Source organism: Streptomyces novaecaesareae, from assembly GCF_000716875.1.
In the GTDB taxonomy this organism is placed as follows: domain Bacteria; phylum Actinomycetota; class Actinomycetes; order Streptomycetales; family Streptomycetaceae; genus Kitasatospora; species Kitasatospora novaecaesareae.
In genome coordinates this window covers 43,194-64,739 of record NZ_JNWQ01000035.1, presented here as the reverse complement: position 1 = coordinate 64,739, position 21,546 = coordinate 43,194, and the positions used below count along the sequence as shown (strand labels likewise).

General features: G+C 74.6%; 19 protein-coding genes and 2 pseudogenes. 17 read left to right on the top strand and 4 right to left on the bottom strand.

Annotated elements, in window-relative coordinates:
• Positions 1 to 246: 246 nt before the first annotated feature.
• On the top strand, positions 247 to 1,314 hold the full coding sequence (locus tag OP86_RS15625) for a S1C family serine protease (RefSeq protein ID WP_033332043.1): 1,068 nt from the start codon (positions 247 to 249) through the stop codon (positions 1,312 to 1,314).
• Between the two features lie 129 nt (positions 1,315 to 1,443).
• Here OP86_RS15625 and OP86_RS15620 read toward each other — a convergent pair whose 3' ends face one another.
• Positions 1,444 to 2,613, bottom strand: a complete 1,170-nt coding sequence (locus tag OP86_RS15620) for a sensor histidine kinase (RefSeq protein WP_033332042.1) — start codon at positions 2,611 to 2,613, stop codon at positions 1,444 to 1,446.
• Positions 2,614 to 2,980: 367 nt separating this feature from the next.
• On the opposite strand from OP86_RS15620, the gene OP86_RS15615 reads away from it, so the two are divergent.
• The 11 genes from OP86_RS15615 to htpX all read left to right on the top strand — a co-directional run bounded on the left by OP86_RS15615 (position 2,981) and on the right by htpX (position 14,037).
• A complete protein-coding gene (locus OP86_RS15615; RefSeq protein ID WP_030259562.1) occupies positions 2,981 to 3,397 on the top strand; it encodes an NADH-quinone oxidoreductase subunit A in 417 nt (138 codons plus the stop codon).
• Complete coding sequence (locus OP86_RS15610) at positions 3,388 to 4,032, top strand: NADH-quinone oxidoreductase subunit B (protein WP_030055730.1); 645 nt, start codon at positions 3,388 to 3,390, stop codon at positions 4,030 to 4,032. Before OP86_RS15615 ends, OP86_RS15610 begins: the two co-directional genes overlap by 10 nt.
• The gene (locus OP86_RS15605) at positions 4,029 to 5,165 is read left to right on the top strand and encodes an NADH-quinone oxidoreductase subunit C (protein WP_051830123.1); all 1,137 of its coding nucleotides are present in this window, start codon (positions 4,029 to 4,031) and stop codon (positions 5,163 to 5,165) included. The genes OP86_RS15610 and OP86_RS15605 overlap by 4 nt, the downstream gene beginning before the upstream one ends.
• Positions 5,166 to 5,167: 2 nt before the next feature.
• A complete protein-coding gene (gene nuoH, locus OP86_RS15600) occupies positions 5,168 to 6,121 on the top strand; it encodes an NADH-quinone oxidoreductase subunit NuoH (protein ID WP_033332038.1) in 954 nt (317 codons plus the stop codon).
• A complete protein-coding gene (locus OP86_RS15595) occupies positions 6,118 to 6,675 on the top strand; it encodes a NuoI/complex I 23 kDa subunit family protein (RefSeq protein ID WP_033332025.1) in 558 nt (185 codons plus the stop codon). The genes nuoH and OP86_RS15595 overlap by 4 nt, the downstream gene beginning before the upstream one ends.
• On the top strand, positions 6,672 to 7,370 hold the full coding sequence (locus OP86_RS15590) for an NADH-quinone oxidoreductase subunit J family protein (RefSeq protein WP_033332023.1): 699 nt from the start codon (positions 6,672 to 6,674) through the stop codon (positions 7,368 to 7,370). The genes OP86_RS15595 and OP86_RS15590 overlap by 4 nt, the downstream gene beginning before the upstream one ends.
• A complete protein-coding gene (nuoK, locus tag OP86_RS15585; protein WP_030055736.1) occupies positions 7,370 to 7,744 on the top strand; it encodes an NADH-quinone oxidoreductase subunit NuoK in 375 nt (124 codons plus the stop codon). The genes OP86_RS15590 and nuoK overlap by 1 nt, the downstream gene beginning before the upstream one ends.
• Positions 7,741 to 9,762 carry an NADH-quinone oxidoreductase subunit 5 family protein gene (locus OP86_RS15580; protein ID WP_030055737.1) on the top strand — a complete coding sequence of 674 codons (2,022 nt, stop codon included), beginning with the start codon at positions 7,741 to 7,743 and terminating at the stop codon, positions 9,760 to 9,762. The genes nuoK and OP86_RS15580 overlap by 4 nt, the downstream gene beginning before the upstream one ends.
• 59 nt (positions 9,763 to 9,821) lie before the next feature.
• Positions 9,822 to 11,378, top strand: coding sequence for a complex I subunit 4 family protein (locus OP86_RS15575; RefSeq protein WP_030055738.1), 1,557 nt, complete (start codon positions 9,822 to 9,824; stop codon positions 11,376 to 11,378).
• Positions 11,379 to 11,434: 56 nt separating this feature from the next.
• Complete coding sequence (locus tag OP86_RS15570) at positions 11,435 to 12,988, top strand: NADH-quinone oxidoreductase subunit N (RefSeq protein WP_030259567.1); 1,554 nt, start codon at positions 11,435 to 11,437, stop codon at positions 12,986 to 12,988.
• A gap of 185 nt (positions 12,989 to 13,173) precedes the next feature.
• Positions 13,174 to 14,037 (top strand): zinc metalloprotease HtpX, encoded by an 864-nt coding sequence (gene htpX, locus OP86_RS15565; protein ID WP_030055739.1) that lies wholly within the window; start codon positions 13,174 to 13,176, stop codon positions 14,035 to 14,037.
• A 27-nt stretch (positions 14,038 to 14,064) separates the two neighbouring features.
• On the opposite strand, the gene OP86_RS15560 is transcribed toward htpX, so the two are convergent.
• A complete protein-coding gene (locus OP86_RS15560; RefSeq protein ID WP_030259569.1) occupies positions 14,065 to 15,519 on the bottom strand; it encodes an aminotransferase-like domain-containing protein in 1,455 nt (484 codons plus the stop codon).
• On the opposite strand from OP86_RS15560, the gene OP86_RS15555 reads away from it, so the two are divergent.
• The 3 genes from OP86_RS15555 to OP86_RS15545 all read left to right on the top strand — a co-directional run bounded on the left by OP86_RS15555 (position 15,518) and on the right by OP86_RS15545 (position 18,002).
• Positions 15,518 to 16,426: a DMT family transporter gene (locus OP86_RS15555; RefSeq protein WP_030055742.1), complete on the top strand. Its 909-nt coding sequence runs from the start codon at positions 15,518 to 15,520 to the stop codon at positions 16,424 to 16,426. The two genes, OP86_RS15560 and OP86_RS15555, sit on opposite strands and share 2 nt — an antisense overlap.
• 136 nt (positions 16,427 to 16,562) lie before the next feature.
• Positions 16,563 to 17,042: a BlaI/MecI/CopY family transcriptional regulator gene (locus tag OP86_RS15550; protein ID WP_078589218.1), complete on the top strand. Its 480-nt coding sequence runs from the start codon at positions 16,563 to 16,565 to the stop codon at positions 17,040 to 17,042.
• A 3-nt stretch (positions 17,043 to 17,045) separates the two neighbouring features.
• Positions 17,046 to 18,002 (top strand): M48 family metalloprotease, encoded by a 957-nt coding sequence (locus tag OP86_RS15545; protein ID WP_030259572.1) that lies wholly within the window; start codon positions 17,046 to 17,048, stop codon positions 18,000 to 18,002.
• Between the two features lie 52 nt (positions 18,003 to 18,054).
• Here OP86_RS15545 and OP86_RS15540 read toward each other — a convergent pair whose 3' ends face one another.
• Entirely contained in the window at positions 18,055 to 18,744 is a 690-nt protein-coding gene (locus OP86_RS15540; protein WP_030259574.1) for an NAD(P)H-dependent oxidoreductase, read from the bottom strand.
• Between the two features lie 74 nt (positions 18,745 to 18,818).
• Here OP86_RS15540 and OP86_RS15535 point away from each other — a divergent pair, with 74 nt between their 5' ends.
• On the top strand, positions 18,819 to 19,799 hold the full coding sequence (locus OP86_RS15535; RefSeq protein WP_234435046.1) for a sigma-70 family RNA polymerase sigma factor: 981 nt from the start codon (positions 18,819 to 18,821) through the stop codon (positions 19,797 to 19,799).
• A 75-nt stretch (positions 19,800 to 19,874) separates the two neighbouring features.
• Here OP86_RS15535 and OP86_RS32940 read toward each other — a convergent pair.
• Positions 19,875 to 20,839, bottom strand: a pseudogene (locus OP86_RS32940) (zinc-binding dehydrogenase).
• On the opposite strand from OP86_RS32940, the pseudogene OP86_RS15525 reads away from it, so the two are divergent.
• Positions 20,736 to 21,518, top strand: a pseudogene (locus OP86_RS15525) (LysR family transcriptional regulator); the annotation flags it as partial. The pseudogenes OP86_RS32940 and OP86_RS15525 sit on opposite strands and share 104 nt — an antisense overlap.
• Positions 21,519 to 21,546: the final 28 nt, after the last annotated feature.

Here is a 21,546-nt window from a genome sequence, read left to right as displayed (position 1 = left end):
AGGCGTTCGGATCCGGTCGAAATTCCGGCCGACTTTCCGGGCGAGTCCAGTCGGTGAATCGGACAAATCGGTGAAATGCTGCCAAAGATTTCCGTGCTCTCATGCCCGCGCTCATCGGCGTGGTGACGAATCGGAGGCCGCCAGGTGAGCCGTAAGAAGGAACACACCCGCCCCCGGCCCGCCGGGCCCCGTCCGACCGGGCCCAAGGCGGCGTACGGGCGGTGGCCGGCGGCGGTCGCGGTCGCGGTGGTGACCGCGCTGGCCCTCGCCGGCTGCAGCAGCGGCTCGTCCTCCTCGGCCTCCTCCGCGCCCTCGCCCTCCAGCGGCGCCCCGTCCGGCTCCGGCAGCGCCAAGCAGGCCTCCTCGGCCCCCGCGCAGGGCGCCAACCAGCTGCAGGACGCCTACCAGAAGGTGATCGCCGACGTGCTGCCCTCGGTGGTGCAGATCACCACCGGCGACAGCCTCGGCTCCGGGATCGTCTACGACGACAAGGGCGACATCGTCACCAACGCCCACGTGGTCGGCGCCGCGAGCACCTTCACCGTGACCCTCGCCAACAGCACCAAGGCGCTGGACGCCAGCCTGGTCGGCACCTACCCCGACTCCGACCTCGCGGTGATCCGGCTGAGCAGCCCGCCCGGCGGCCTGAAGCCCGCGACCTTCGGCGACTCCTCCAAGGTCGAGCTCGGCCAGATCACCCTCGCCATGGGCAGCCCGCTCGGGCTCTCCAGCAGCGTCACCCAGGGCATCGTCTCGGCCACCGGCCGGACCGTCTCCGAGCCCCAGGCCCCCGGCTCGCCGGGCGCCACCATCGGCAACATGGTGCAGACCTCGGCCGCGATCAACCCGGGCAACAGCGGCGGCGCGCTGGTCAACCTGGACAGCCAGGTGATCGGCATCAACACGCTCGCCGCGACCGAGCCCCAGACCAACGGGGCGGCCGCCCCCGGCATCGGCTTCGCCATCCCGGCGACCACCATCACCAACATCGCCGACCAGCTGATCAAGCAGGGCAAGGTCACCAACTCCGGCCGGGCCGCGCTCGGCATCACCGCCCGGACCAGCTTCAACCAGCAGTTCCAGCCGGCCGGCGCGGTCATCGTGGCGGTCGGCCAGGGCGGCGCGGCCGCCTCGGCGGGGCTGCAGCCCGGGGACGTCATCACCAAGATCGGCGACACCCCGGTCGACTCGCTGAACGCGCTCACCACCGCGCTCGCCTCGCTCACCCCGGGCAGCAAGGTCACCGTCACCTACCTCCGGGACGGCAGCACCAAGACCGCCGACGTCACCCTCGGCACGCTGGAAACCCCGTAGCCCCGGTGCGGCGGTGCCGGGCCGCACGCCGCGCAAGGGTTCCGCGGGCCGACCGTCGCACCGGATCGGCGCCGGCCCCCCGTCACTGCCTCGACGGGGGCCCGGCGCCGTGCCGTCGTCTTCGGCGGCTCAGCGGCGGGCGGTGTGGGTGCGCCAGGGCAGTTCGACGGTGACGGTGGTCGGGCCGCCCGCCGGGCTCTCCACCAGGAAGACCCCGTCCACCGCGCGGATCCGCTCGGCCAGCCCACCCAGGCCGCTGCCCGGGTAGGGGGCCGCGCCGCCCTTGCCGTCGTCCTGGACCAGCACCATCAGCTGGTCGTCCGAGCGCCAGACGTCGACCGCGGCGGTGCGGGCGCCCGCGTGCTTGGAGACGTTGGTCAGCAGCTCGCTGACGGTGAAGTAGGCGATGCCCTCGACCGCCGAGTCCGGACGCTCCGGCTCGCCGTCCGGCCCGGCCAGGTCGACGTTCACCCTGACCCCGCCGGGGACGGTGCAGCGGGCCGCGACCGCGGACAGCGCGGCGTCCAGGCCGCGGTCGGTGAGCACCGCCGGGTGGATGCCGCGGGCCAGGTCACGCAGCTCCTGCAGGGCCAGCTTCACCTCGCCGTGCGCGTTGTCGACCATCTTCGCGGCGACGGCCATGTCCTCCTCGGTCTCCACCTCGCGCAGCCGCTCCTTGGCCATGCCGAGGTCCATCGCCAGCGCGACCAGCCGGGCCTGGGCGCCGTCGTGCAGGTCCCGCTCGATCCGGCGCAGGTCGGCGGCGGCGGTGTCGACCACGGTGCCGCGGTCGTCCTCCAGCTCGCGCACCCGCTCGGCCAGGGCGCCCGGGAAGAGCAGCGACTCGATCAGGATCCGGTCGACCGCGGCCAGGCCGCGGATCACCCAGGGCAGCACCGGCCACAGCACCACGACCGCGACCAGGGTCACGGTGAAGCTGAGGATGCCCCAGGGCAGCATCAGCACGTTGTAGAGCGCGGTGCGCCAGTTCAGCAGGTCGGTGAGGTGGGCGATGGTGTAGCCGACCATGCCCGGGCGGCGCGGGCGCACCGGCTCCGGCTCATGGATCCCGGAGTCGTACGCGGCCCGCGCCCGGCGCCGGGCCAGCGCACCCAGGGAACGCTGGGCGGCCAGCCCGCCGGCCAGCAGCGGCAGGCCGATCACGGTGACCGACAGCCCCAGGCCGACCGAGAGCGTCACGACGGCGAGGACGAAGCCCGCGATGCCGAGCGGCAGGTTGAGCAGCAGCTGCCCGGCCTGGCGCCACATCCGCGCACCGTACAGCGGCGGGCGCTCCATCCGGGCGTCCTGCTCCTTGATGGCGTCCATGGCGCGGCGGTGCAGCGGCTTCATCCGGATCTACCGTCCCTCTTGATCGTGTGGCTGGACCAAGCTTCCCGAACCGGGGGCGGTGGGTGCCATGGGGGTGATACATCTTCCAGGCCGGGGGTTATCCCCACCCCCGGCCCGGCAGCCGTCCCGGTCGCCGGGTGTTCACCGGGGTGTCCACGGGGCGTCTTGCGGAGCGGGCAGGGTTCGGGCGGAGCTGAGCCGTCCCCTTAGACTCACGCATTGGCCGTGGTTGTGATCAGGGCTATGACCGTGCGAGGAAACGTCGTAGAACTGCCTTGAGGGGCGGGTTCACGGCCGAGGTGGAGGCGAAGGCATGGAGGGGCAGCACACGGCTGCCGTCGTGGCCGACCCGGCGGCCGGCAGCGGCTACTTCGACGCGTACGCCGCGATGGGCCTGCTGGCCGTCGTCGGGGTGCTCTTCGTCACCGTGGCGTTCACCGCCAACCGCCTGCTGCGGCCGGTGGTGTACTCGCCGGAGAAACTCCTCGCCTACGAGTGCGGTGTGGACCCGGTGGGCGAGGACTGGGCGCACACCCAGATCCGCTACTACGTGTACGCCTTCCTGTACGTGATCTTCGCGGTCGACGCGATCTACCTGTTCCCGTGGGCGACCGTCTTCGCCACCGCCGGGTACGGCGCCGGAACGCTGATCGAGATGTTCCTCTTCATCGGCTTCCTCGCGGTCGGGCTGCTCTACGCCTGGAAGAAGGGCGTTCTGGAATGGACGTGACGCACTCCCACTCGCACGGCGCGCAGGGCGGCCCCGTCCCGCTCGGCCTGCCGGACCCCGCGCGCCCCGGCGCCGTCGAGCGCCGTGGCATCGGGCCGCTGGCCCGGCTCGCGCCGGACCCGGTCAAGGTGGTCCTCAACTGGGGCCGCCGTTACAGCCTCTGGTGCTTCAACTTCGGCCTGGCCTGCTGCGCGATCGAGTTCATCGCCGCGTCCATGGCCAAGCACGACTTCATCCGGATGGGCGTCATCCCGTTCGCGCCGGGGCCCCGCCAGGCGGACCTGATGATCGTCTCCGGGACGGTCACCGACAAGATGGCGCCCGCCGTCAAGCGCCTCTACGAGCAGATGCCCGAGCCGAAGTACGTGATCTCCTTCGGCGCCTGCTCCAACTCCGGCGGGCCCTACTGGGACTCGTACTCGGTCACCAAGGGCGTGGACCAGATCATCCCGGTCGACGTCTACGTGCCCGGCTGCCCGCCCCGGCCCGAAGCGCTGCTCCAGGGCATCCTCAAGCTGCAGGAGAAGATCGCCGAGGAGTCGCTGCCCGGCCGCTACACCGCGCCCGCGGCGTCCGCTGCGGCGCTGCGGCGTCCGCTGGTGACCAGGCCTTCGACCGAGGGAGGGGCCTCGTGACCACTGCCGAGCAGTACGCGGCGTCGGTCGGGGAGTGGGCGACCGGCGCCGAGGCGTACGGGCTGATCACCGTCGACGTCCCGGCCGAGCACTGGACCGAGGCGCTCACCAACGCCCGGGACGTCCTGGGCCTCGGCTTCTTCGACTGGCTGAGCGCCGTCGACGAGCTCGCCGACGGCTTCTCCGTGGTCGCGCACCTGGCCGCCGTCGAGGCGCCCGGCGTGCGGCACCTCGCGCTGCGCACCAGGCTGCCGCGCGACAAGGCGGCCCTGCCGACCGCCGTCTCCGTCTACGCCGGTGCCGCCTGGCACGAGCGCGAGACGCACGAGATGTTCGGCATCGACTTCCCCGGGCACCCCCACCTGGCCACCCTGCTGCTGCCGGACGGCTTCGAGGGGCACCCGCTGCGCAAGGAGTTCGTGCTCGCGGCCCGGGTCGCCAAGGACTGGCCGGGCGCCAAGGAGCCGGGCGAGTCGGACCACGGCGGCGGGCCGGCCCGGCGCAAGATGCAGCCGGCCGGCGTGCCGGACCCGAACGAGTGGGGGCCGCTCAAGGGCACCCTGCCGCCGGTCGCCGAGCGGCCCGCGCGCGGTGCGCGGGCGGCGGGCGCGGCGGCGCGCACGCCCAGGGCGGCTGCCGGTGGTGCCGCTGCCGCCGGTGCTCCCGCCGAGGGGGCGCCTGCGGTGCGGGCCGACCGGCCGCGGCGGACCCGCTCGGTGTCGGAGGGCTCGGCCAGCCAGGAGGCTCCTGCTGCCGGTGCTGCCGGTGCTGCCGACGCTCCTGTCGCCGCCGATGCTCCTGCTGCTCCCGCTGCCGCCACTCCTGCCGGGGAGGCGCCTGCGGTGCGGGTGGACCGGCCGCGGCGGACGCGGTCCGTCTCCGACGGGTCGGTCAGCCAGACCGCCGACGAGCCCAAGCCCGAGCGTCCGGCCGCCCCCGCGCGGCCCTCGTCCTCCGACGCGCCCTGGCACAACCCGGTGCCGGCCCACGACGAGAAGCCGTCGGGTGAGAAGCCGTCGGGCGAGAAGCCCGCGCGGGAGAACGACGCGCAGGAGCAGGCCGGGCCGGAGCAGAAGGAGCAGAAGGACGAGACGGCGGCCGACCCGGCCGACCGGGACGGAGACGGCACGTGAACCTGCTCGACACGCTGCTGCGCTGCGTCGCCACCCTCGTCGTCTTCCTGACCTTCCCGCTGGTCATCGGCCAGACCGAGCACAAGGTGATGGCGCACATGCAGGGCCGGCTCGGCCCGATGTACGCGGGCGGCTTCCACGGCTGGGCGCAGCTCGTCGCGGACGGCGTGAAGTTCGCGCAGAAGGAGGACATCGTCCCGGCCGGGGCGGACCGCCGGATCTTCCAGCTCGCGCCGGCCGTCTCGCTGCTGCCGTACCTGTTCGTGCTGCTGGCGATCCCGGTCGGCCCGAACGGCTTCGTCGGCCAGGCGGTCGACGCCGGGCTGTTCTTCGTGCTGGCCGTGCTGGGCGTCGGCGTGATCGGCAAGCTGATGGCCGGTTGGGCCTCGGCGAACAAGTTCTCGCTGCTCGGCGGTCTGCGCACGGCCGCGCAGCTGATGTCGTACGAGTTGCCGATGGTGCTGGCGGCGGCCTCGGTGGCGATGGCCGCCGGGACGCTCTCGCTGCCCGGGATCCTGGACGCCTGGCAGTGGTACTGGCTGCCCTGGCAGATCATCGGCGCCTTCATCTTCTTCACGGCCGGTCTGGCCGAGCTGCAGCGGCCGCCGTTCGACATGCCGATCGCCGACTCGGAGATCATCTTCGGCGCGTACACCGAGTACACCGGCCTGCGCTTCGCGCTGTTCCTGCTGTCCGAGTACGTGGGCATCCTGGTGGTGTCGGCGCTGACGGCGGTGCTCTTCCTCGGCGGCTGGCACGGGCCGATGTCGGACCAGCTCGGCTGGCTCTGGATGCTCCTCAAGACCTTCGCGCTGGCCTTCGTGGTCATCTGGCTGCGGGTCACCTACCCGCGGCTGCGCGAGGACCAGCTGATGCGCTTCGCGTGGACGGTGCTGATCCCGCTCGCCCTGGTCCAGCTGGCCCTCACCGGCATCATCAAGGTGGCGATCTCATGAGTTTTCCCGGTATCGGCCTGGCGAAGGGCCTGGCCGTGACCCTGCGGACGATGACGAGGAAGACCGTCACCGCGCAGTACCCCGACGTGCAGCCGGTGCTGCCGCCGCGCTCGCGCGGCGTCATCGCGCTGCTGGAGGAGAACTGCACGGTGTGCATGCTCTGCGCGCGCGAGTGCCCCGACTGGTGCATCTACATCGACTCCCACAAGGAGACGCTGCCGGCCGCCGAGCCGAACGCCAGGGCCCGCACCCGCAACGTGCTGGACCGGTTCGCCATCGACTTCTCGCTCTGCATGTACTGCGGGATCTGCATCGAGGTCTGCCCCTTCGACGCGCTGTTCTGGTCGCCGGAGTTCGAGTACGCGGAGACCGACATCCTTGAGCTGACCCACGAGCGGGAGAAGCTCCGCGAGTGGATGTGGACCGTCCCCGCGCCGCCGGCCCTGGACCCGGCGGCCGAGGAGCCCAAGGAGATCGCCACCGCGCGCAAGGCCGCGGACAAGCTGGCGGCCGCCGCCGCGGCCGCCCTGGAGGAGAAGGGTGACGACGCATGAACGTAGCCGCCACGCTTCTCGCGGCGACCGGCTCCCTGGAGCCGGCCGCCCGTTCGTTCCTGTCCCCGACCGGGCAGGAGATCGTCTTCCTGCTGGTCGGCATCGCCGTGCTCGGCTCGGCCGTGGTCGCCGTCACCACCAAGCAGCTGGTGCACGCCGCGCTCTGGCTGGTCGTCGCGCTCGGCGGCCTGGCGGTGGAGTTCCTGCTGCTCACGGCCGAGTTCATCGCCTGGGTGCAGGTGCTGATCTACCTCGGCTCGGTGGTCGTCCTGGTGCTGTTCGGGCTGATGCTCACCAAGGCGCCGATCGGGCGCTCGCCGGACGCCGACTCCAAGAACCGCTGGGTGGCCCTGGCCGTGGCGCTGGCCTCGGCCGGGACGCTGGTCACGCTGGTGGTCGACGCCTTCCGGACCTCCTGGATCGACCTCGGAGCGGGCGGCGGCTCCGCCTCCGTCACCGGGGCGAGCCTGTTCCGGAACTGGGTGCTGCCCTTCGAGGCGCTCTCCGTCCTGCTGCTGGCGGCGCTGGTCGGCGCGATCGTGCTGTCGCGCGGTTCGAAGCGCCGGGTACCGGCGCCCCGGGCCGGCAGGCTGCGCGCCGGGCGGCCGGTCGGGTCGAACGGGACGGTGGCCGCGACCGCGCCCCGGCCGGCCCCGGAGGCCCCCGCCGCGACGACCCCCGAGCAGGAGGGCTGATGCACCTCGTCTACCCCGCCGTCCTCGCCGCGCTGCTGTTCGCCGTCGGCGTGTACGGCGTGCTCGCCCGGCGCAACGCCGTCCTGGTGCTGATGTCGGTCGAGCTGATGCTCAACGCCGTCAACCTCAACCTGGTCGCCTTCGACGCCTGGCTGCGCGACTCGCTGCACGCCGGGCAGGCGCTCACCCTGTTCACCATCACCGTCGCCGCCGCCGAGGTCGGGCTGGGGCTCGCCATCGTCCTGCTGCTGTTCCGGGCCCGGGGCACCGCGGACATCGACCGGGCCACCGCGCTCGGCGACCCGGCCGAGTCGCTTGCCACCGAGGAGCCGCCAAACGGAGCCGAGGCGCTGAAGGGCCAGGCCGCCGCATGAACCTCGCCCTGCCCGCACTCGTCCCCGCGCTGCCCGCGTTCGGCGCGGCCGCGACCCTGGCCACCGGGAAGAAGGCCCCCGGGCTGGCCCGGCCGCTGGCGATCGTCCCGGTCGCCGTCTCGGCCGTGCTCGCCCTGGTGGTCGCCCTCCAGCTCGGCACCGGCCAGACCCTCGACGCGGCCACCCGGCTCACCCCGACCGGCGGCCCGGACATCGCGCTCGCCCTCCACCTGGACGGCTTCAGCTCGCTGATCTCCGTCCTGGTCGGCCTGGTCGCCACCTGCGTCCAGGTCTACTCGACCGCGTACCTGAAGCAGGACCCGCGCTACCCCTCGTACGCGGCGCTGGTCTCGCTGTTCACCGCGGCGATGTTCCTGGTGGTCTACTCGGGCGACCTCATCGTGCTGCTGGTCGGCTGGGAGGTCATGGGCCTGTGCTCGTACTTCCTGATCGGCCACCACTGGGAGACCGCCGACGCCCGGTCGGCCTCGCTGAAGGCCTTCCTGGTCACCAAGCTCGGCGACGTGCCGTTCCTGTTCGGGATCTTCCTGCTCGGCGCGGACGCCGGCAGCTTCCGGATCCCGGACGTGCTGGCCGCCGCCGGTGAGGGCAGGCTCGGCCACCCGACGCTGATCGCGCTGCTGCTGCTCGCCGGAGTGGCCGGCAAGAGCGCGCAGTTCCCGCTGCACACCTGGCTCCCGGACGCGATGGCCGGCCCGACGCCGGTCTCCGCGCTGATCCACGCCGCCACCATGGTCGCGGCCGGCATCTACCTCGTCGCCCGGCTGCTGCCGGTCTTCCTGCTGTCGGGCGCGGCCCTGGTCGTGCTCGCGGTGATGGCCGCCGTGACGATGATCGGCTCGGCGCTGTGCGCGCTCGCCCAGGACGACCTCAAACGGGTGCTCGCCTACTCCACCGTCGGCCAGCTCGGCTACATGGCCGGGGCGCTGGCCACCGGGGACCGCGAGGCCTCGGTGTTCCACCTGGTCAGTCACGGCGCGTTCAAGGCGCTGCTGTTCCTGGCCGCCGGCGTGGTGATCCACGCCGCGCACACCAACTCGATCTCCGCGATGTCCCGGATCCCGGGGCTGCGCAAGCGCGTCCCGGACGCCTACTGGACGATGGGCATCGCGCTCTTCGCCCTGGTCGGGCTGCCGCCGTTCTCCGGCTTCTTCAGCAAGGAGGCGGTGCTGACCGCCGCCGAGCACGCCGCCAACGGCGAGGCGCTCACCAACAGCCTCGGCCCGGCCTCGGCGGTGCCCCAGGCCGCCGGGTGGATCGTGCTGATCTCGGCCGCGCTCACCGCACTGCTCACCGCCGCGTACGCGACCCGGCTCTTCCTGGTCGCCTTCCACAGCCCGGCCGTGGCCGGGGCAGCCGTCGCCGACCACGAGGCCGACGCGCCGTACTCGCCGGAGCTCGACGAGGCCGACCCGGCCACCGCCGAGCCGCCCGCGATGCGCTGGCCGCTCTGGGTGCTGGCCGTGCCGACCATGGGCTTCGGCATCGCCGGCCTGCGCTCGGACTGGCTGCCCGCGCTGCTGGACGGCGGCTCGCTGCGGCCCTCCGGGGTCACCGCCGTCACCGGCACCGGGCTCGCCGTGGTCGGCGTGCTCGCGGCGTACGGCGCCTGGCGCTCGGCGACCGCCCGGCTGGGCACCGGACGGCCCGCCCCGGCCGCCGCCGGCCGGGTGCCCGAGCAGGCCGGGGCACCCGCCGCCGAGGTGATCGTCGCCGACCCCGGACGCACCCTGCTCGGCCCGCTGTTCGGCCCGGCCCGGCACGGCTTCGGCGTCGACCGGCTGTACCACGCGCTGTTCGTCCGGCCGGTGGCCGCCGCCGCCCGGCTGGTCCGCTTCCTCGACCGCGAGGTCGTCGAGGGCTACGTGCAGGGCAGCGGGATCGGCGCCAACCTGCTCGGCCGGGCCGTCCGGCTCGCGCAGACCGGCAACGCGCAGACCTACCTCAGCGCGCTGCTCGCCGGCGTCGTCCTGCTGGCCGTCCTGGTGGCGGTGTAGCCGGTGCCGTCCTTCACCTCCGTCCCCGTCCGCTCGACCGCCCTCTGTAGGAGCCCCCGATGAACGCAGTCCTCATCGCCCTCCTGCTGCTGCCGCTGCTCGGCGCCGCGCTCACCCTGGCCCCGGTGTTCGGGGCGGACCGGGCCGTCGCCGACCGGCGGGCGCTGCGGTGGAACACCGTCGTCACCGGCGCGGTGCTCCTGCTCGCCGTCGCCCTCGCGGCCGGCTTCGACCACGACGAACCCGCCCGGATGCAGGCCACCACCGACGTGTCCTGGATCCCGGCCCTGCACGTGCGCCTCCACCTCGGCGTGGATGGCGTCTCGCTGCCGCTGATCGTGCTGACCGCGCTGCTCACCTTCCTCTGCGCGCTGTACTCGGAGAAGCGCCTGCCCGACGGAGACGGCGTGCCGTCCGCGCAGGCCTTCGTCGGGCTGTTCCTCCTCCTCGAAGTCGGCATGCTCGCCACCTTCGCGGTGCTGGACCTCCTGCTCTTCTTCCTGGCCTTCGAGATCGTGCTGATCCCGATGTACTTCCTGATCGCCCGCTGGGGGAGCGGCGCCAAGGCCCCGGCCGCCAACCGGTTCATCCTCTACACGCTGCTCGGCTCGGCCGTCATGCTGCTCGGCTTCCTGCTGATCGGCAGCAAGGCCGGCACCTTCGACATGCAGGCCCTGGCCGCCGCGCACGGCAGCGGGCTGAGCCACACCACCCAGGTGATCGCCGCACTGGCGATCCTGGTCGGCCTCGCGGTCAAGGCCCCCGCCTGGCCGCTGCACAGCTGGCTCCCCGACGCGCACACCGCCGCCCCGACGGTGGGCTCGGTGCTGCTCGCCGGCGTGCTGCTGAAGATGGGTACGTACGGCCTCGTCCGCGTCCTCCTCCCGATCGTGCCGGACGGCACCAGCACGCTCGCCCCCTACCTGGGCGCCTTCGCGGCCGTCGGCATCGTCTACGGCTCACTGGCCTGCCTGGCGTTGGCCCGCCCCGGATCCAAGGGCGACCTCAAGCGCCTGATCGCGTACTCCTCCGTCGGCCACATGGGCTTCGTACTGCTGGGCATCGCCTCCCTCACCCCGGTGGGCGTCAACGGCGCACTGTTCGCCAACATCGCCCACGGCCTGATCACCGGCCTGCTGTTCTTCGTCGTCGGCGCCATCAAGGACCGCTACGGCACGGCGGACCTCGACACCCTCTCCGGCGCCACCGGCGCCGCCCTGTACGGGCGGGCACCACGGCTCGGCGCACTGCTCGCCTTCGCCGCCGTCGCCAGCCTCGGCCTGCCCGGCCTGGCCGGCTTCTGGGGCGAGCTGCTCGCCATGTTCGGCGCGTTCGACCCCGCCGAGGGGCTGTCCCGCCCCGCCTTCGTCACCTACATGGTCCTGGCCGGCCTCGGCACCCTCCTCACCGCCGCCTACCTGCTGATCGTGGTCAAGCGCGTCTGCATGGGCGACCCCGAGCAGCCCGCGCCGGTGGCCGAGGTGGCCGAACTGCGCCCGTACGAGGCCGTCAGCTGGACGCCGCTGGCCGCGCTCACCCTGCTCGCCGGCCTCTGGCCCGCGCTGCTGCTCGGCCTCTCGAACCCGGCCGTCAAGCACCTCCTCGGAGGTGGCTGACCGTGCTCGCAGCCCAGACCGCCGCACTCGGACCTCACTCCACGGGGCAGCACACTGTGACCTCCCTCGCCGTAGCCAACCCGGGCAGCCTGATCCAGTCCGTGGACTGGGTGGCGATCGCGCCCCCGCTGATCGCCGCCGTGGCCGCCCTCGCCGTGCTGGTCACGGACCTGTTCCTGCCCGAGCGGTACAAGAAGTGGCTCGGCCGCCTCACCGCGGCCGGACTCGCCCTCGCCCTCATCGCGCTCCTCCCTCTCACCGGTGGGTCACCCCGAGCGACCTTCTGCGTGCAGAACGTAGCAGGAGCCACTGACAACGCTGGCTGCTCGTACGTCGCCGACCACTTCGCCCTGGTGTTCCAGCTGCTCGCCCTCGGCGGCGCGCTCATCGCGGCCCTGCTGTCGGCCCACACGGTCGAGGACGAGAAGCTCCCGCGCGGCGAGTACTGGTTCCTGCTGCTCTCCAGCGCCACCGGCGCCGCGCTGCTGCCCGCCTCCCGCGACCTCGCCACCCTGGTGATCGCCCTGGAGGTCGCCTCGCTGCCCGCCTTCGCCCTGGTCGCGCTGCGCCGGGACGGCCGGGGCGCGGAGGCCGCGCTCAAGTTCTTCGTCTCCTCCGTGACCGCGACCGCCGTGATGCTGCTCGGCATCGGCTTCGTCTACGCGGCGAGCGGCAGCCTGCACCTCGGCGCCGTCGCCCAGGGCCTGGAGCACGCCCCCGGCCAGCTCAAGCCGCTGGCCGAGGCGGGCGCGGTGCTGACCCTGGTCGGCTTCGCGTTCAAGGTCGCCGCCGTCCCGTTCCACTTCTGGGTGCCCGACACCTACACCGGCGCGCCGCTGCCGGTGGCCGGCTACCTCTCGGTGGTCGGCAAGGCGGCCGGCCTCTCCGGGCTCGCGCTCGCCACCACCGTCGCCTTCCGGCCGTACGCGCACACCTGGGGGCTGGCGCTCGCCGTGCTGGCCGCCCTCACCATGACCGTCGGCAACGTCGGCGCGCTGCGGCAGCGCTTCGACACCCGGTACAGCGCGGTGCGGCTGCTCGCCTGGTCCTCGGTCGGCCAGGCCGGGTACCTGCTGGTGCCGCTCGCCGCGGCCGGCTACGCGCCCACCGGGGCCGACCCGCTCGGCGCCACCGCCGCGTACGCGCTGATCTACGGCGTGGTGAACCTCGGCGCCTTCGGGGTGGTCGCGGCCGTCGGCCGCCGGGCCGGGACCAGCGTGGACGACTTCCGCGGCCTGTTCGCCCGCCGCCGCTGGACGGCGCTGGCACTCGCCTTCTTCCTGCTCTGCCTGGCCGGGCTGCCGCCGGGCGTGATCGGGCTGTTCGGCAAGGTCGTGGTGTTCCGCGCGGCCGTCGACGCCGGGCTGGGCTGGCTGGCCGTGGTGATGGCCGTCAACGTGGTCGTCGCCCTGTACTACTACCTGCTGTGGACGGCGCGGCTGTTCGCCCCCGCGGGCGACGAACCGGCCTCCGCCGGTGCGGGGGCCCCGGACGAGCGCCGGCTGCCGGCCAGCCTGACGGCGACGCTGGGGCTCACCGCCTCGGTGGCGGTGGTCCTGTCGGTGGCGCCGCAGCTGGTGCTGCAGGTCGCGGGCGGTTCGCTGTTCTGAGCCGGCGTCCGTCCGGACGGGCGGGGCGGCGTGGTGGGGCGGCCCGCCCGGGGTGGTGGTGCGGCGGCGTGGCGCGGTGGTGTCGCGTCGGTCACAAGGGAACAAGCTCCCAGGCCCCGCCCGTTGACCGGGCAAGAGGGACGAGGCAGAAAGGGCTTCCCCACCGCACCACAGGAGGGCCTGACGTGCACCGCCGGCACAACGGACTGAGGACCGCCGTCCTGCTCGGCGGCCTCTCGGCGCTGATCCTGGTGATCGGCAGCTTCTTCGGCCGCACCGGCCTCGTGATCGCCCTGCTGATCGCCCTCGGGACCAACGCCTACGCGTACTGGAACAGCGACAGGATCGCGCTGCGGGCCATGCGGGCCCGGCCGGTCAGCGAGTTCGAGGCGCCCCAGCTGTACCGGATCGTGCGCGAGCTCTCCACCTCGGCCCGCCAGCCGATGCCCCGCCTCTACATCTCCCCTACCCCGGCCCCGAACGCCTTCGCCACCGGCCGCAACCCGCGCAACGCCGCGGTCTGCTGCACGGAGGGCATCCTGCGGCTCCTGGACGAGCGCGAGCTGCGGGGCGTGCTCGGGCACGAGCTGAGCCACGTCTACAACCGGGACATCCTGATCTCCTCGGTCGCCGGGGCGCTCGCCTCGGTGGTGATGTTCCTGGTGAACTTCGCCTGGCTGATCCCGTTCGGACGGGACGAGGACGACGACGGGCCGGGGCTGTTCGCGGTGCTCGCCATCATGATCCTCGGGCCGCTCGCGGCCGGGCTGATCCAGCTGGCGGTCAGCCGCTCCCGCGAGTACCAGGCCGACGCCGACGGCGCCCTGATCACCGGCGACCCGCTCGCCCTCGCCGGCGCCCTCCGCAAGCTCGACGCCGGCACCCGGCAACTCCCCCTCCCGCCCGAGCCCCAGCTCCAGACGGCGAGCCACATGATGATCGCCAGCCCGTTCCGCCCGGGCGAGGCCGGCGCGAGGCTGTTCTCCACCCACCCCCCGATGGCGGAGCGCATCGCCCGTCTGGAGGGGATGGCGGGGCGCGGGCGGTAGGGGCCGCTGCGCCGGTGGGGCGGGGTGTCAGGGGGCGGTGTTCTCGTACGCCGTGCGCAGGCGGTGGATGCCGTCGACGACCTGGGCGGGGCTCTCGGCGGCAGCGTAGCTGAGGCGCAGGTGCGGGGCCGGGGGTTCGGCGGCGTGGTACGGGCGGCCGGGGGTGATCTGGACGCCGGCGCGCCGGGCGGCGGCGGCCAGGGCACTGTCGTCGGTGCCGTCCGGCAGGCGCAGCCACAGGTGGTAGCCGCCGGGGCGGTGGGTGGTGAGGAGGCCGGGCAGTTCGCGGTGCAGCGCGGCGACGGCGGCGGTGCGGCGGTCGCGCAGTTCGGCGCCGAGGGTGCGCAGGTGGCGGGCCCAGGCCGGGTCGGCGACGAGTTCCAGCGTCGCCTCCTGGAGCGGCCGGGGCACGAAGAAGCTGTCCACGACCTGGGTGGCCCGCAGCCGGGCCAGGGCCGGGCCGCGGGCGGTGAGGGCGCCGACCCGCAGGTTGGGGGAGGCGGCCTTGGTGAGCGAGCGCAGGTGCACCACGACGCCGTCCTGGTCGTCGGCGGCGAGCGGGCGCGGCAGCGCGGGGGCGTCGGCGTGGACCAGCAGCCGGGCGAAGTCGTCCTCGACCACGAAGGCCCCGGCGGCCCGGGCGATCCGCAGCACTTCGGCCCGTCGTTCGGGCGAGAGTACGGCGCCGGTGGGGTTCTGGAAGAGCGGCTGGCAGACGAAGACCCGGGCCCGGGTGGCCGCGAAGGCGTCCGCCAGCAGGTCGGTGCGGACGCCGTCGGCGTCGACGGGGACGGGGACGGGCCGCAGTCCGGCCGCGCGGATGACGGCCAGGATGCCCGAGTACGTCGGCGACTCGACCAGGACGGGCGAGCCGGGTGCGGCGAGCGAGCGCATGGCGACGGTGAGCCCGCCCTGGCCGCCGGAGGTGATCAGGACGTCCCCGGCGCCGATCGGTCCGGCATGGCCGCCGATGTCGCGGGCGAACCAGCCGCGCAGTTCGGTGAGGCCGTCGGTGGGCGGCCGGTCCCAGGCGCCCGGGCGTCGGCCGGCCCGGCCGAGGACGGCGGCGAGCAGGCGCTCGGGCAGCATCGAGGCGTGCGGGTACCCGCTGTTGAGGTCGATCACGTCGGGCGGCGGCACCCGGAGGGTGGCGAACACCGGGGCGGCGAGGAGGTCGCGCGGGCCGGAGTCGGCGCTGAGCGCGATCTCCTGCCAGGAGAGGTCGCCGGGCCGTCCGGCCGGTGCGGCGGGGACGGCCGGGGCCGCGGCGAAGGCCGCCGCCCGGAACACCCCCGCGCCCGGCCGGGAGACCACCAGGCCTTCGGCCACGAGCACCGCGATGGCCCGGGAGACCGTCACCGGGCTGACCTGGTGGCGCTCCATCAGGGCCCGGCTGGAGGGCAGCTTCCGTCCCTCCGGGTAGCGCTCGACCTCCCGCCGCAGACTGTCGGCGAGTTCGGTCACGCTGCTACGCTCATTCATGACGGCACAAGATAGCGCTATCCGCTCCGAGGCGGTAGCACCGCAGCAGGCCCCGACCTCCGGCACCGCCCTCGCCGCCCTCGGGGTGGCCTCCTTCTCGCTCAGCTTCCCCGCCACCGCGTGGTCCCTGACCGGCTTCGGCCCGTGGTCCTCGACGGGCCTGCGCGGCGTCCTGGCCGGGGTGCTGGCCGGGCTCTACCTGCTGGCCTCCGCCGCCCCGCTGCCGAAGCGGCGGCACTGGCCCGGCCTGCTGGTGGTCTCCGCCGGCTGCGTCCTCGGCTTCCCGCTGCTGACCACGCTCGCCCTGCGCACCTCCTCGACCGCCCACTCGGCGGTGGTCATCGGCGTCCTGCCGCTGGCCACCGCGGTGGTCGCGGCGGTGTGGACGGGGCGCCGGCCGTCCCGGGCGTTCTGGGCGGCGGCGCTGGCCGGGGCGTCGGCCGTACTCGTCTTCACCCTGCTGCAGAGCCACGGCCGGCCGACCGTCGCCGACCTCTACCTGTTCGTGGGGCTGGTGGTCTGCGCCGCCGGGTACGCGGAGGGCGGGCGGCTGTCCCGGGATCTGCCGGGCGCCCAGGTGATCGCCTGGGCGGTGGTGGCGGCGCTGCCGGCGATGGCGCTGACCTCGGCGGTCGGGCTGTCCACCGAGCCGGTGCGGCTGGGTGCGAAGGCGCTGGTGGGGCTGGTGTACATCGCGGCGGTGTCGCAGTTCGGCGGGTTCGTGCTCTGGTACCGGGGGATGGCCGGGATCGGGGTGCCGAGGGCCAGTCAGCTGCAGTTGGCGCAGCCGCTGCTGACGCTGCTCTGGTCGGTGCTGCTGCTCGGCGAGGACCTGCCCGCGGCCGCGCCGGTCACGGCGGTGGTGGTGCTGGTCTGCATCGCGGTGACCCAGCGCGCCCGGACCTGAGCCGTCGCGCGCCCCGGTTCCGGGCGGCCGTGACGCCCGGAACCCTTGCGCGGACCGGTTCGGCGCGGTCCCGCGCTCGTTAGGATGAACGCGTGCCCGTCGGTCCGGGCGCGGCATCCGGAGGGAGTGGGCCGTCATGGCAGACGAGAGGCACGCCCCGGCGGCCGGGGACGCACCGGCCAGACGACGCGGCCAGGGCGAGCTGGAGGCGCAGGTGCTGGCGGTGCTCCAGCAGGCGCCCGGCCCGGCTGCCGCGGGGTGGGTCCAGGAGCGCCTGGAGGGCGACCTGGCGTACACCACGGTGATGACCATCCTGTCCCGGCTGCACGCCAAGAACGCCGTCTCCCGGACTCGTTCCGGCCGCTCCTACCTGTGGCAGGCCTCCGCCGACGCCGCCGGGCTGGCGGCGCTGCGGATGCGCCGGATGCTCGACGGGGAGGCGGACCGGGACGCCGTCCTGGCCAGCTTCGTCAGCGCGCTGCTGCCGCACGACGAGGAACTGCTGCGGGCGCTGCTCGACGCCGCGTCCGCCGATCCGGAAACGTCAGCCGACCCGGAAACGTCCGCCGATCCGGGGACGTCCGCCGATCCGGCAGCGACCGACCGTGAGAGCTGACCCGTGGGCTTCTTCGTCTTCCTCCCGCTCATCCTGCCGCTCACGGCGGTACCGATCGCGCGTCTGACCGAGCAGCACCTGCACCCGCGCGGCGCGGCCCGGCTGATGACCGTGATCAGCACGGTGATGGCGGTGTGCAGCGTGCTCTGCCTCGGGCTGATCGGGGTCGTCGGCACCGCGCAGATCCCCGGCAACCCGCTGCCGGACAGCTGGTCCGACCCGGAGGTGCGGGCCGCGCTGCCGTACCACGAGACGGTCGGTACGGCCGCGATGTGGCTGCTGGCGCTGGTGGGCTTCGCCTGCGCCCGGACGGTCGTCCGGCACCTGCGGGTGCGGGCCCGGGCCCGCCGGGCGCTGGCCGGGCTGCCCGACGGTACCGGGCCGTCCGGCGACCTCGCGGTGCTGCCGGACCGCAGTCCGTACGCCTACGCGCTGCCCGGCTCGCCCGGGCGGGTGGTGGTCTCCACCGGGATGCTGGAGGGCCTCGCCGCGGACGAGCGCGAGGCGCTGCTCGCGCACGAGCGGGCGCACCTGCGCCACCGTCACCACCGGTACCTGCTGACCACCCAGCTGGCCGCCTGCGTCAACCCCTTCCTGCGGCCGCTGCAGTACGCGGTGGCGTACAGCGCGGAGCGGTGGGCGGACGAGGACTCGGCGCAGGCCGTCGGGGACCGCCGGATCACCGCGCGGGCGGTGGCCCGGGCGGCCCTCGTCTCGCACGCCGCGCCGGCGCCCGGCTTCGCGGCCTTCGCCGCCCCGGCCGCCGCGGCCGGCCCGGTGCCGCGCCGGGTCGCGGCGCTGCTCGGCCCGGTGCCGACCTCCCGCAACTGGCCGCCGGCCAAGACCCCGGCGGGCCTGGCGGCGATGGTCGCCGCGGCCGGTACGGCGGCGTCGGCGCTGTGCGCGCTCAACGCCGCCGTGGCCCTGCTGGTGGTGCTCAAGGCCGTCACCCCGCTGTAGCGCCGGGGCTGAGCGCGTCGGGGCCTCGGCGCCGGGGCTCGGAGCGTCGGGCTCAGAGCGTCGCGGCCAGCCGGTCGAGGGCGGCTTCGGCCGCCGCCAGCGACTCGACGGCGAGCGGCTGGAGGCCGTTCAGTGCGTGGATGTCCGCGGCCCGGGTGAGCTCGGCGGTGACGACGTGCAGGTGCTCCGCCGCGACCCCGAGGTAGTCGAAGTACGTCCGCAGGTACGGGACCTGGAAGTCGCAGTGCTCCCGCGGCGTGCCCGGCCCGTACCCGCCGCCGCGCACGGCGACGACCACCACCCGGGTGCGGCGCAGCAGCCGCTCGCCGGAGTCCGGGTCGAGGTAGGCGCCGGGGAAGGAGACCCGCTCGATCCACGCCTTGAGGCCGGTCGAGACGGTGAGGTTGTACATCGGGCTGCCGAGCAGCAGGGTGTCGGCGGCCCGCAGCTCCTCGATCAGCGGGCGGGTGAGCGCCCACTCGCGTGCCTCCTCCGGGCCTTCGGCCAGGGTGGCGACGTCGTCGAGCGGCAGCACGCCCTTGCGCTCGGTCCGGCGGGCGAGGGCGTCGTAGGCGGCGCGCACCGCGGGCACCGGGTCGGCGGCGAGGTCACGGTGCCGGTGCCGGGCGGCGGCGCCGTGCCGGGCGCGCCAGGCGGCGGCGAAGCGGGCGGTCAGGGCGCGGCTGACGGAGTCGGCCGGGCTGATGCTGGAGTCCAGGTGGAGCAGCGTGGCGGAGGTCATGGTGGTCTCCTGGTCACCTCGGGGGAGGACGGATCGTCATAGCGGTGACGAGTCGGGCTGGGGAAAGGTGACCGATGGGACCGAGGGGCCCGATGGGCGGGAACGGGATGCCGGGGGCGACGGCCGGCGCGGCGGCGGTGGCCGACGGGGCGGCGGTGGCCGACGGTGCGGCGGCGGAGACATCGACGGCCGACGGGACTGCCGCGCGCTTCGAGGCCGAGCGCGGACGGCTGCGGGCGATCGCCCAGCGGATGCTCGGGTCGACCGGGGAGGCCGATGACGCCGTGCAGGAGGCCTGGCTCCGGCTGGTCCGGACCGACCCCGCGGAGATCGACAACCTGCCCGGCTGGCTGACCACGGTGGTCTCCCGGATCTGCCTGGACCTGCTGCGCGCCCGGGCGGCGCGCCGTGAGGACCCGACCGGCGAGGCGCTGCCGGTCGCGGCGGGTGGTGGGGCGGACCCGGAGCGGGAGGCGTTGCTGGTCGAGTCGGTGGGCCGGGCGCTGCTCGTGGTGCTGGACCGGCTGGGCCCGGCCGAACGGGTCGCCTTCGTGCTGCACGACGGCTTCGCGGTGCCCTTCGACCGGATCGCGCCGATCGTGGGACGGACCCCGGTGGCCGCCAAGAAGCTGGCCAGCCGCGCCCGGCAGCGGGTGCGGGGCACGGCCGCGCTGCCCCCGGAGCCGCTGGCCGGGCACCGGCGGGTGGTGGAGGCCTTCCTGGCCGCCGCCCGGGACGGGGACCTGGCCGGGCTGCTGGCCGTGCTCGCCCCGGACGTGGTGCGCCGGGCCGACCCGGCCGCGTTGCCGCGCGGCCGCTCCGCGGTGGCCCGGGGCGCGGAGACGGTGGCCCGGGAGACCACGGTCTTCGGCCGCCGGGCCCGCCACGGCGCGGTGGCCCTGGTGGACGGGGTGCCCGGCATCCTGATCGCCCCGGCCGGGCGGCTGCGGCTGGTGCTGCGGGTGGCGGTCGCGGACGGCCGGGTGGCCGGTTACGAGGTGGTCGCCGACCCGGCCCGGCTGGCTGCCCTGGACCTGGCCGTGCTGCCGGAGTGAGCCGGCGCGCGGTCAGCCCGGCTCGGGGACGGCCGGCACGGGGTCAGCCCGATACAGGATCAGCCCGTCGCGCGGTCAGCCGGCGATCCGGACGAGCATCTTGCCGGTGTTCATGCCGAGGAAGGCGTCCACCACGTGGTCGAAGCCGTCCACGACGGTCTCGTCCGGGACGACGGCGCCCGAGCGCAGGTGCGGGACGAGGAAGTCGTACAGCTCCGGCCGGGCGTCGAGGTGGTTGCGGACCAGGAAGCCCTCCAGCCGCAGGCTCTTGCCGACCACGTCGTAGAGGTTGCGCGGCGCGGGCGGCGGGGACTGCAGGTTGTTGTACTGGGCGACGGCGCCGCACCAGGCGATCCGGCCGTGGTCGCGCAGGGCGTCGATGGCGGCCTCCAGGTGGTCGCCGCCGACGTTGTCGAGGTAGACGTGCAGCCCCTCGGGGGCGGCCTCGCGCAGGCGCTCGACGATCGGGCCGTCGTGGTAGTCGAAGGCGGCGTCGAAGCCGAGGTTCTTGGTGAGGTGGGCGGCCTTGGCGGCGGAGCCGGTGCTGCCGATGATCCGTCCGGCGCCGAGCAGCCGGGCGAGCTGTCCGGCGGCGGTGCCGACGCCGCCGGCGGCCGCCGAGATGAAGATCGTCTCGTCGGGCTGGAGCCGGGCGATCCTGGTCAGGCCGACCCAGGCGGACAGGCCGGTGCCGCCGAGCACCGACAGGTGGGCGCTGAGCGGGACGCCGGCGAAGTCGGGCAGCAGGAAGGCGCCTTCGGCGGTGACCACCGAGTGGGTGCGCCAGGCCTGGCGGTGGAGGATGACCGCCCCGACGGGCAGGGCGTCGGCCCGGGACTCCACCACCCGGCCGACGGTGCGGCCCTCCAGCGGGGCGTGCAATCCCAGCCGCCCTCGTCCATCTCCTCGCGCATGTACGGATCGACGGACTGGTAGAGCCTGGACACCACCCAGTCCACCGTCTCGCACGCCGTGCGCGCCTGCGAGCGGAAGCTCGGGGCGGTGCTCTTCGAGCGCGGGCGCCACGGCGCACGCCCCACCGCGGCCGGCGCCCGCGCCGTAGCGTACGCCCGCCGGATCCTGCGGCTGCTGGACGCGATGGGCCCCGAGGTGCGCGGCGCGGGCACGGACGGGCCGTTGACCGGCACCCTGCGGATCGCCGCCTTCCGCAGCGCCGCCGCCCACCTGCTGCCGTCCGTCCTGGCCCGGCTCGCCGAGCGCCACCCCGGGCTCGGCACGCACGTCCGGATCGTCCGGGAGATCGGCCGCGGCACCGCCGGGGAGGTCGCCGACGGCCGCGCCGACCTCGGGCTGGCCACCCTGGACGCCACCCGCCCGCCGGCCGTACCCGGGCTGGTCGCGGTGAGCCTGTACGAGGAGTCGTACGCGCTCGCGCACCCGCAGGGCCACCCGGCGCCGCGCGAGCTGCCGCTGGTCGACTGGGACGAGAACTGCGGCTCGTACACCCGGGACTGGTGGCAGCGGCAGGACTGGATCCCGCCCGCGACCGTGAACGTGGAGGACGACACGGTGGCCCTCTCGCTGGTCGCCCAGGGCCTCGGCATGGCGATCATGCCCCGGACGGCCCTGCTCGGCGCCCCGGCCGGCCTCGCCGTCACCGACCTCGGGCCGCGCCCGCCCAGCCGCTCCGTCGGGTACGTCACCACGCCCGAGCTGGCCGGGACGGCCGCCGTCCGGGCGCTGATCCGCGAACTGCGCGACGTCCGGCTGCCGATGGGGCTGGCGC

Excerpts from the sequence above, each read along its gene's own strand:
- OP86_RS15615 (WP_030259562.1), top strand. The coding sequence starts at position 2,981 with ATGGAGGGGCAGCACACGGCTGCCGTCGTGGCCGACCCGGCGGCCGGC.
- OP86_RS15550 (WP_078589218.1), top strand. The coding sequence starts at position 16,563 with ATGGCAGACGAGAGGCACGCCCCGGCGGCCGGGGACGCACCGGCCAGA.
- OP86_RS15560 (WP_030259569.1), bottom strand. The coding sequence starts at position 15,519 with ATGAATGAGCGTAGCAGCGTGACCGAACTCGCCGACAGTCTGCGGCGG.
- OP86_RS15535 (WP_234435046.1), top strand. The coding sequence starts at position 18,819 with ATGGGACCGAGGGGCCCGATGGGCGGGAACGGGATGCCGGGGGCGACG.
- OP86_RS15595 (WP_033332025.1), top strand. The coding sequence starts at position 6,118 with ATGAGTTTTCCCGGTATCGGCCTGGCGAAGGGCCTGGCCGTGACCCTG.
- OP86_RS15540 (WP_030259574.1), bottom strand. The coding sequence starts at position 18,744 with ATGACCTCCGCCACGCTGCTCCACCTGGACTCCAGCATCAGCCCGGCC.
- OP86_RS15575 (WP_030055738.1), top strand. The coding sequence starts at position 9,822 with ATGAACGCAGTCCTCATCGCCCTCCTGCTGCTGCCGCTGCTCGGCGCC.
- nuoK (WP_030055736.1), top strand. The coding sequence starts at position 7,370 with ATGCACCTCGTCTACCCCGCCGTCCTCGCCGCGCTGCTGTTCGCCGTC.
- OP86_RS15610 (WP_030055730.1), top strand. The coding sequence starts at position 3,388 with ATGGACGTGACGCACTCCCACTCGCACGGCGCGCAGGGCGGCCCCGTC.
- OP86_RS15555 (WP_030055742.1), top strand. The coding sequence starts at position 15,518 with ATGACGGCACAAGATAGCGCTATCCGCTCCGAGGCGGTAGCACCGCAG.
- OP86_RS15590 (WP_033332023.1), top strand. The coding sequence starts at position 6,672 with ATGAACGTAGCCGCCACGCTTCTCGCGGCGACCGGCTCCCTGGAGCCG.
- OP86_RS15620 (WP_033332042.1), bottom strand. The coding sequence starts at position 2,613 with ATGGAGCGCCCGCCGCTGTACGGTGCGCGGATGTGGCGCCAGGCCGGG.
- OP86_RS15580 (WP_030055737.1), top strand. The coding sequence starts at position 7,741 with ATGAACCTCGCCCTGCCCGCACTCGTCCCCGCGCTGCCCGCGTTCGGC.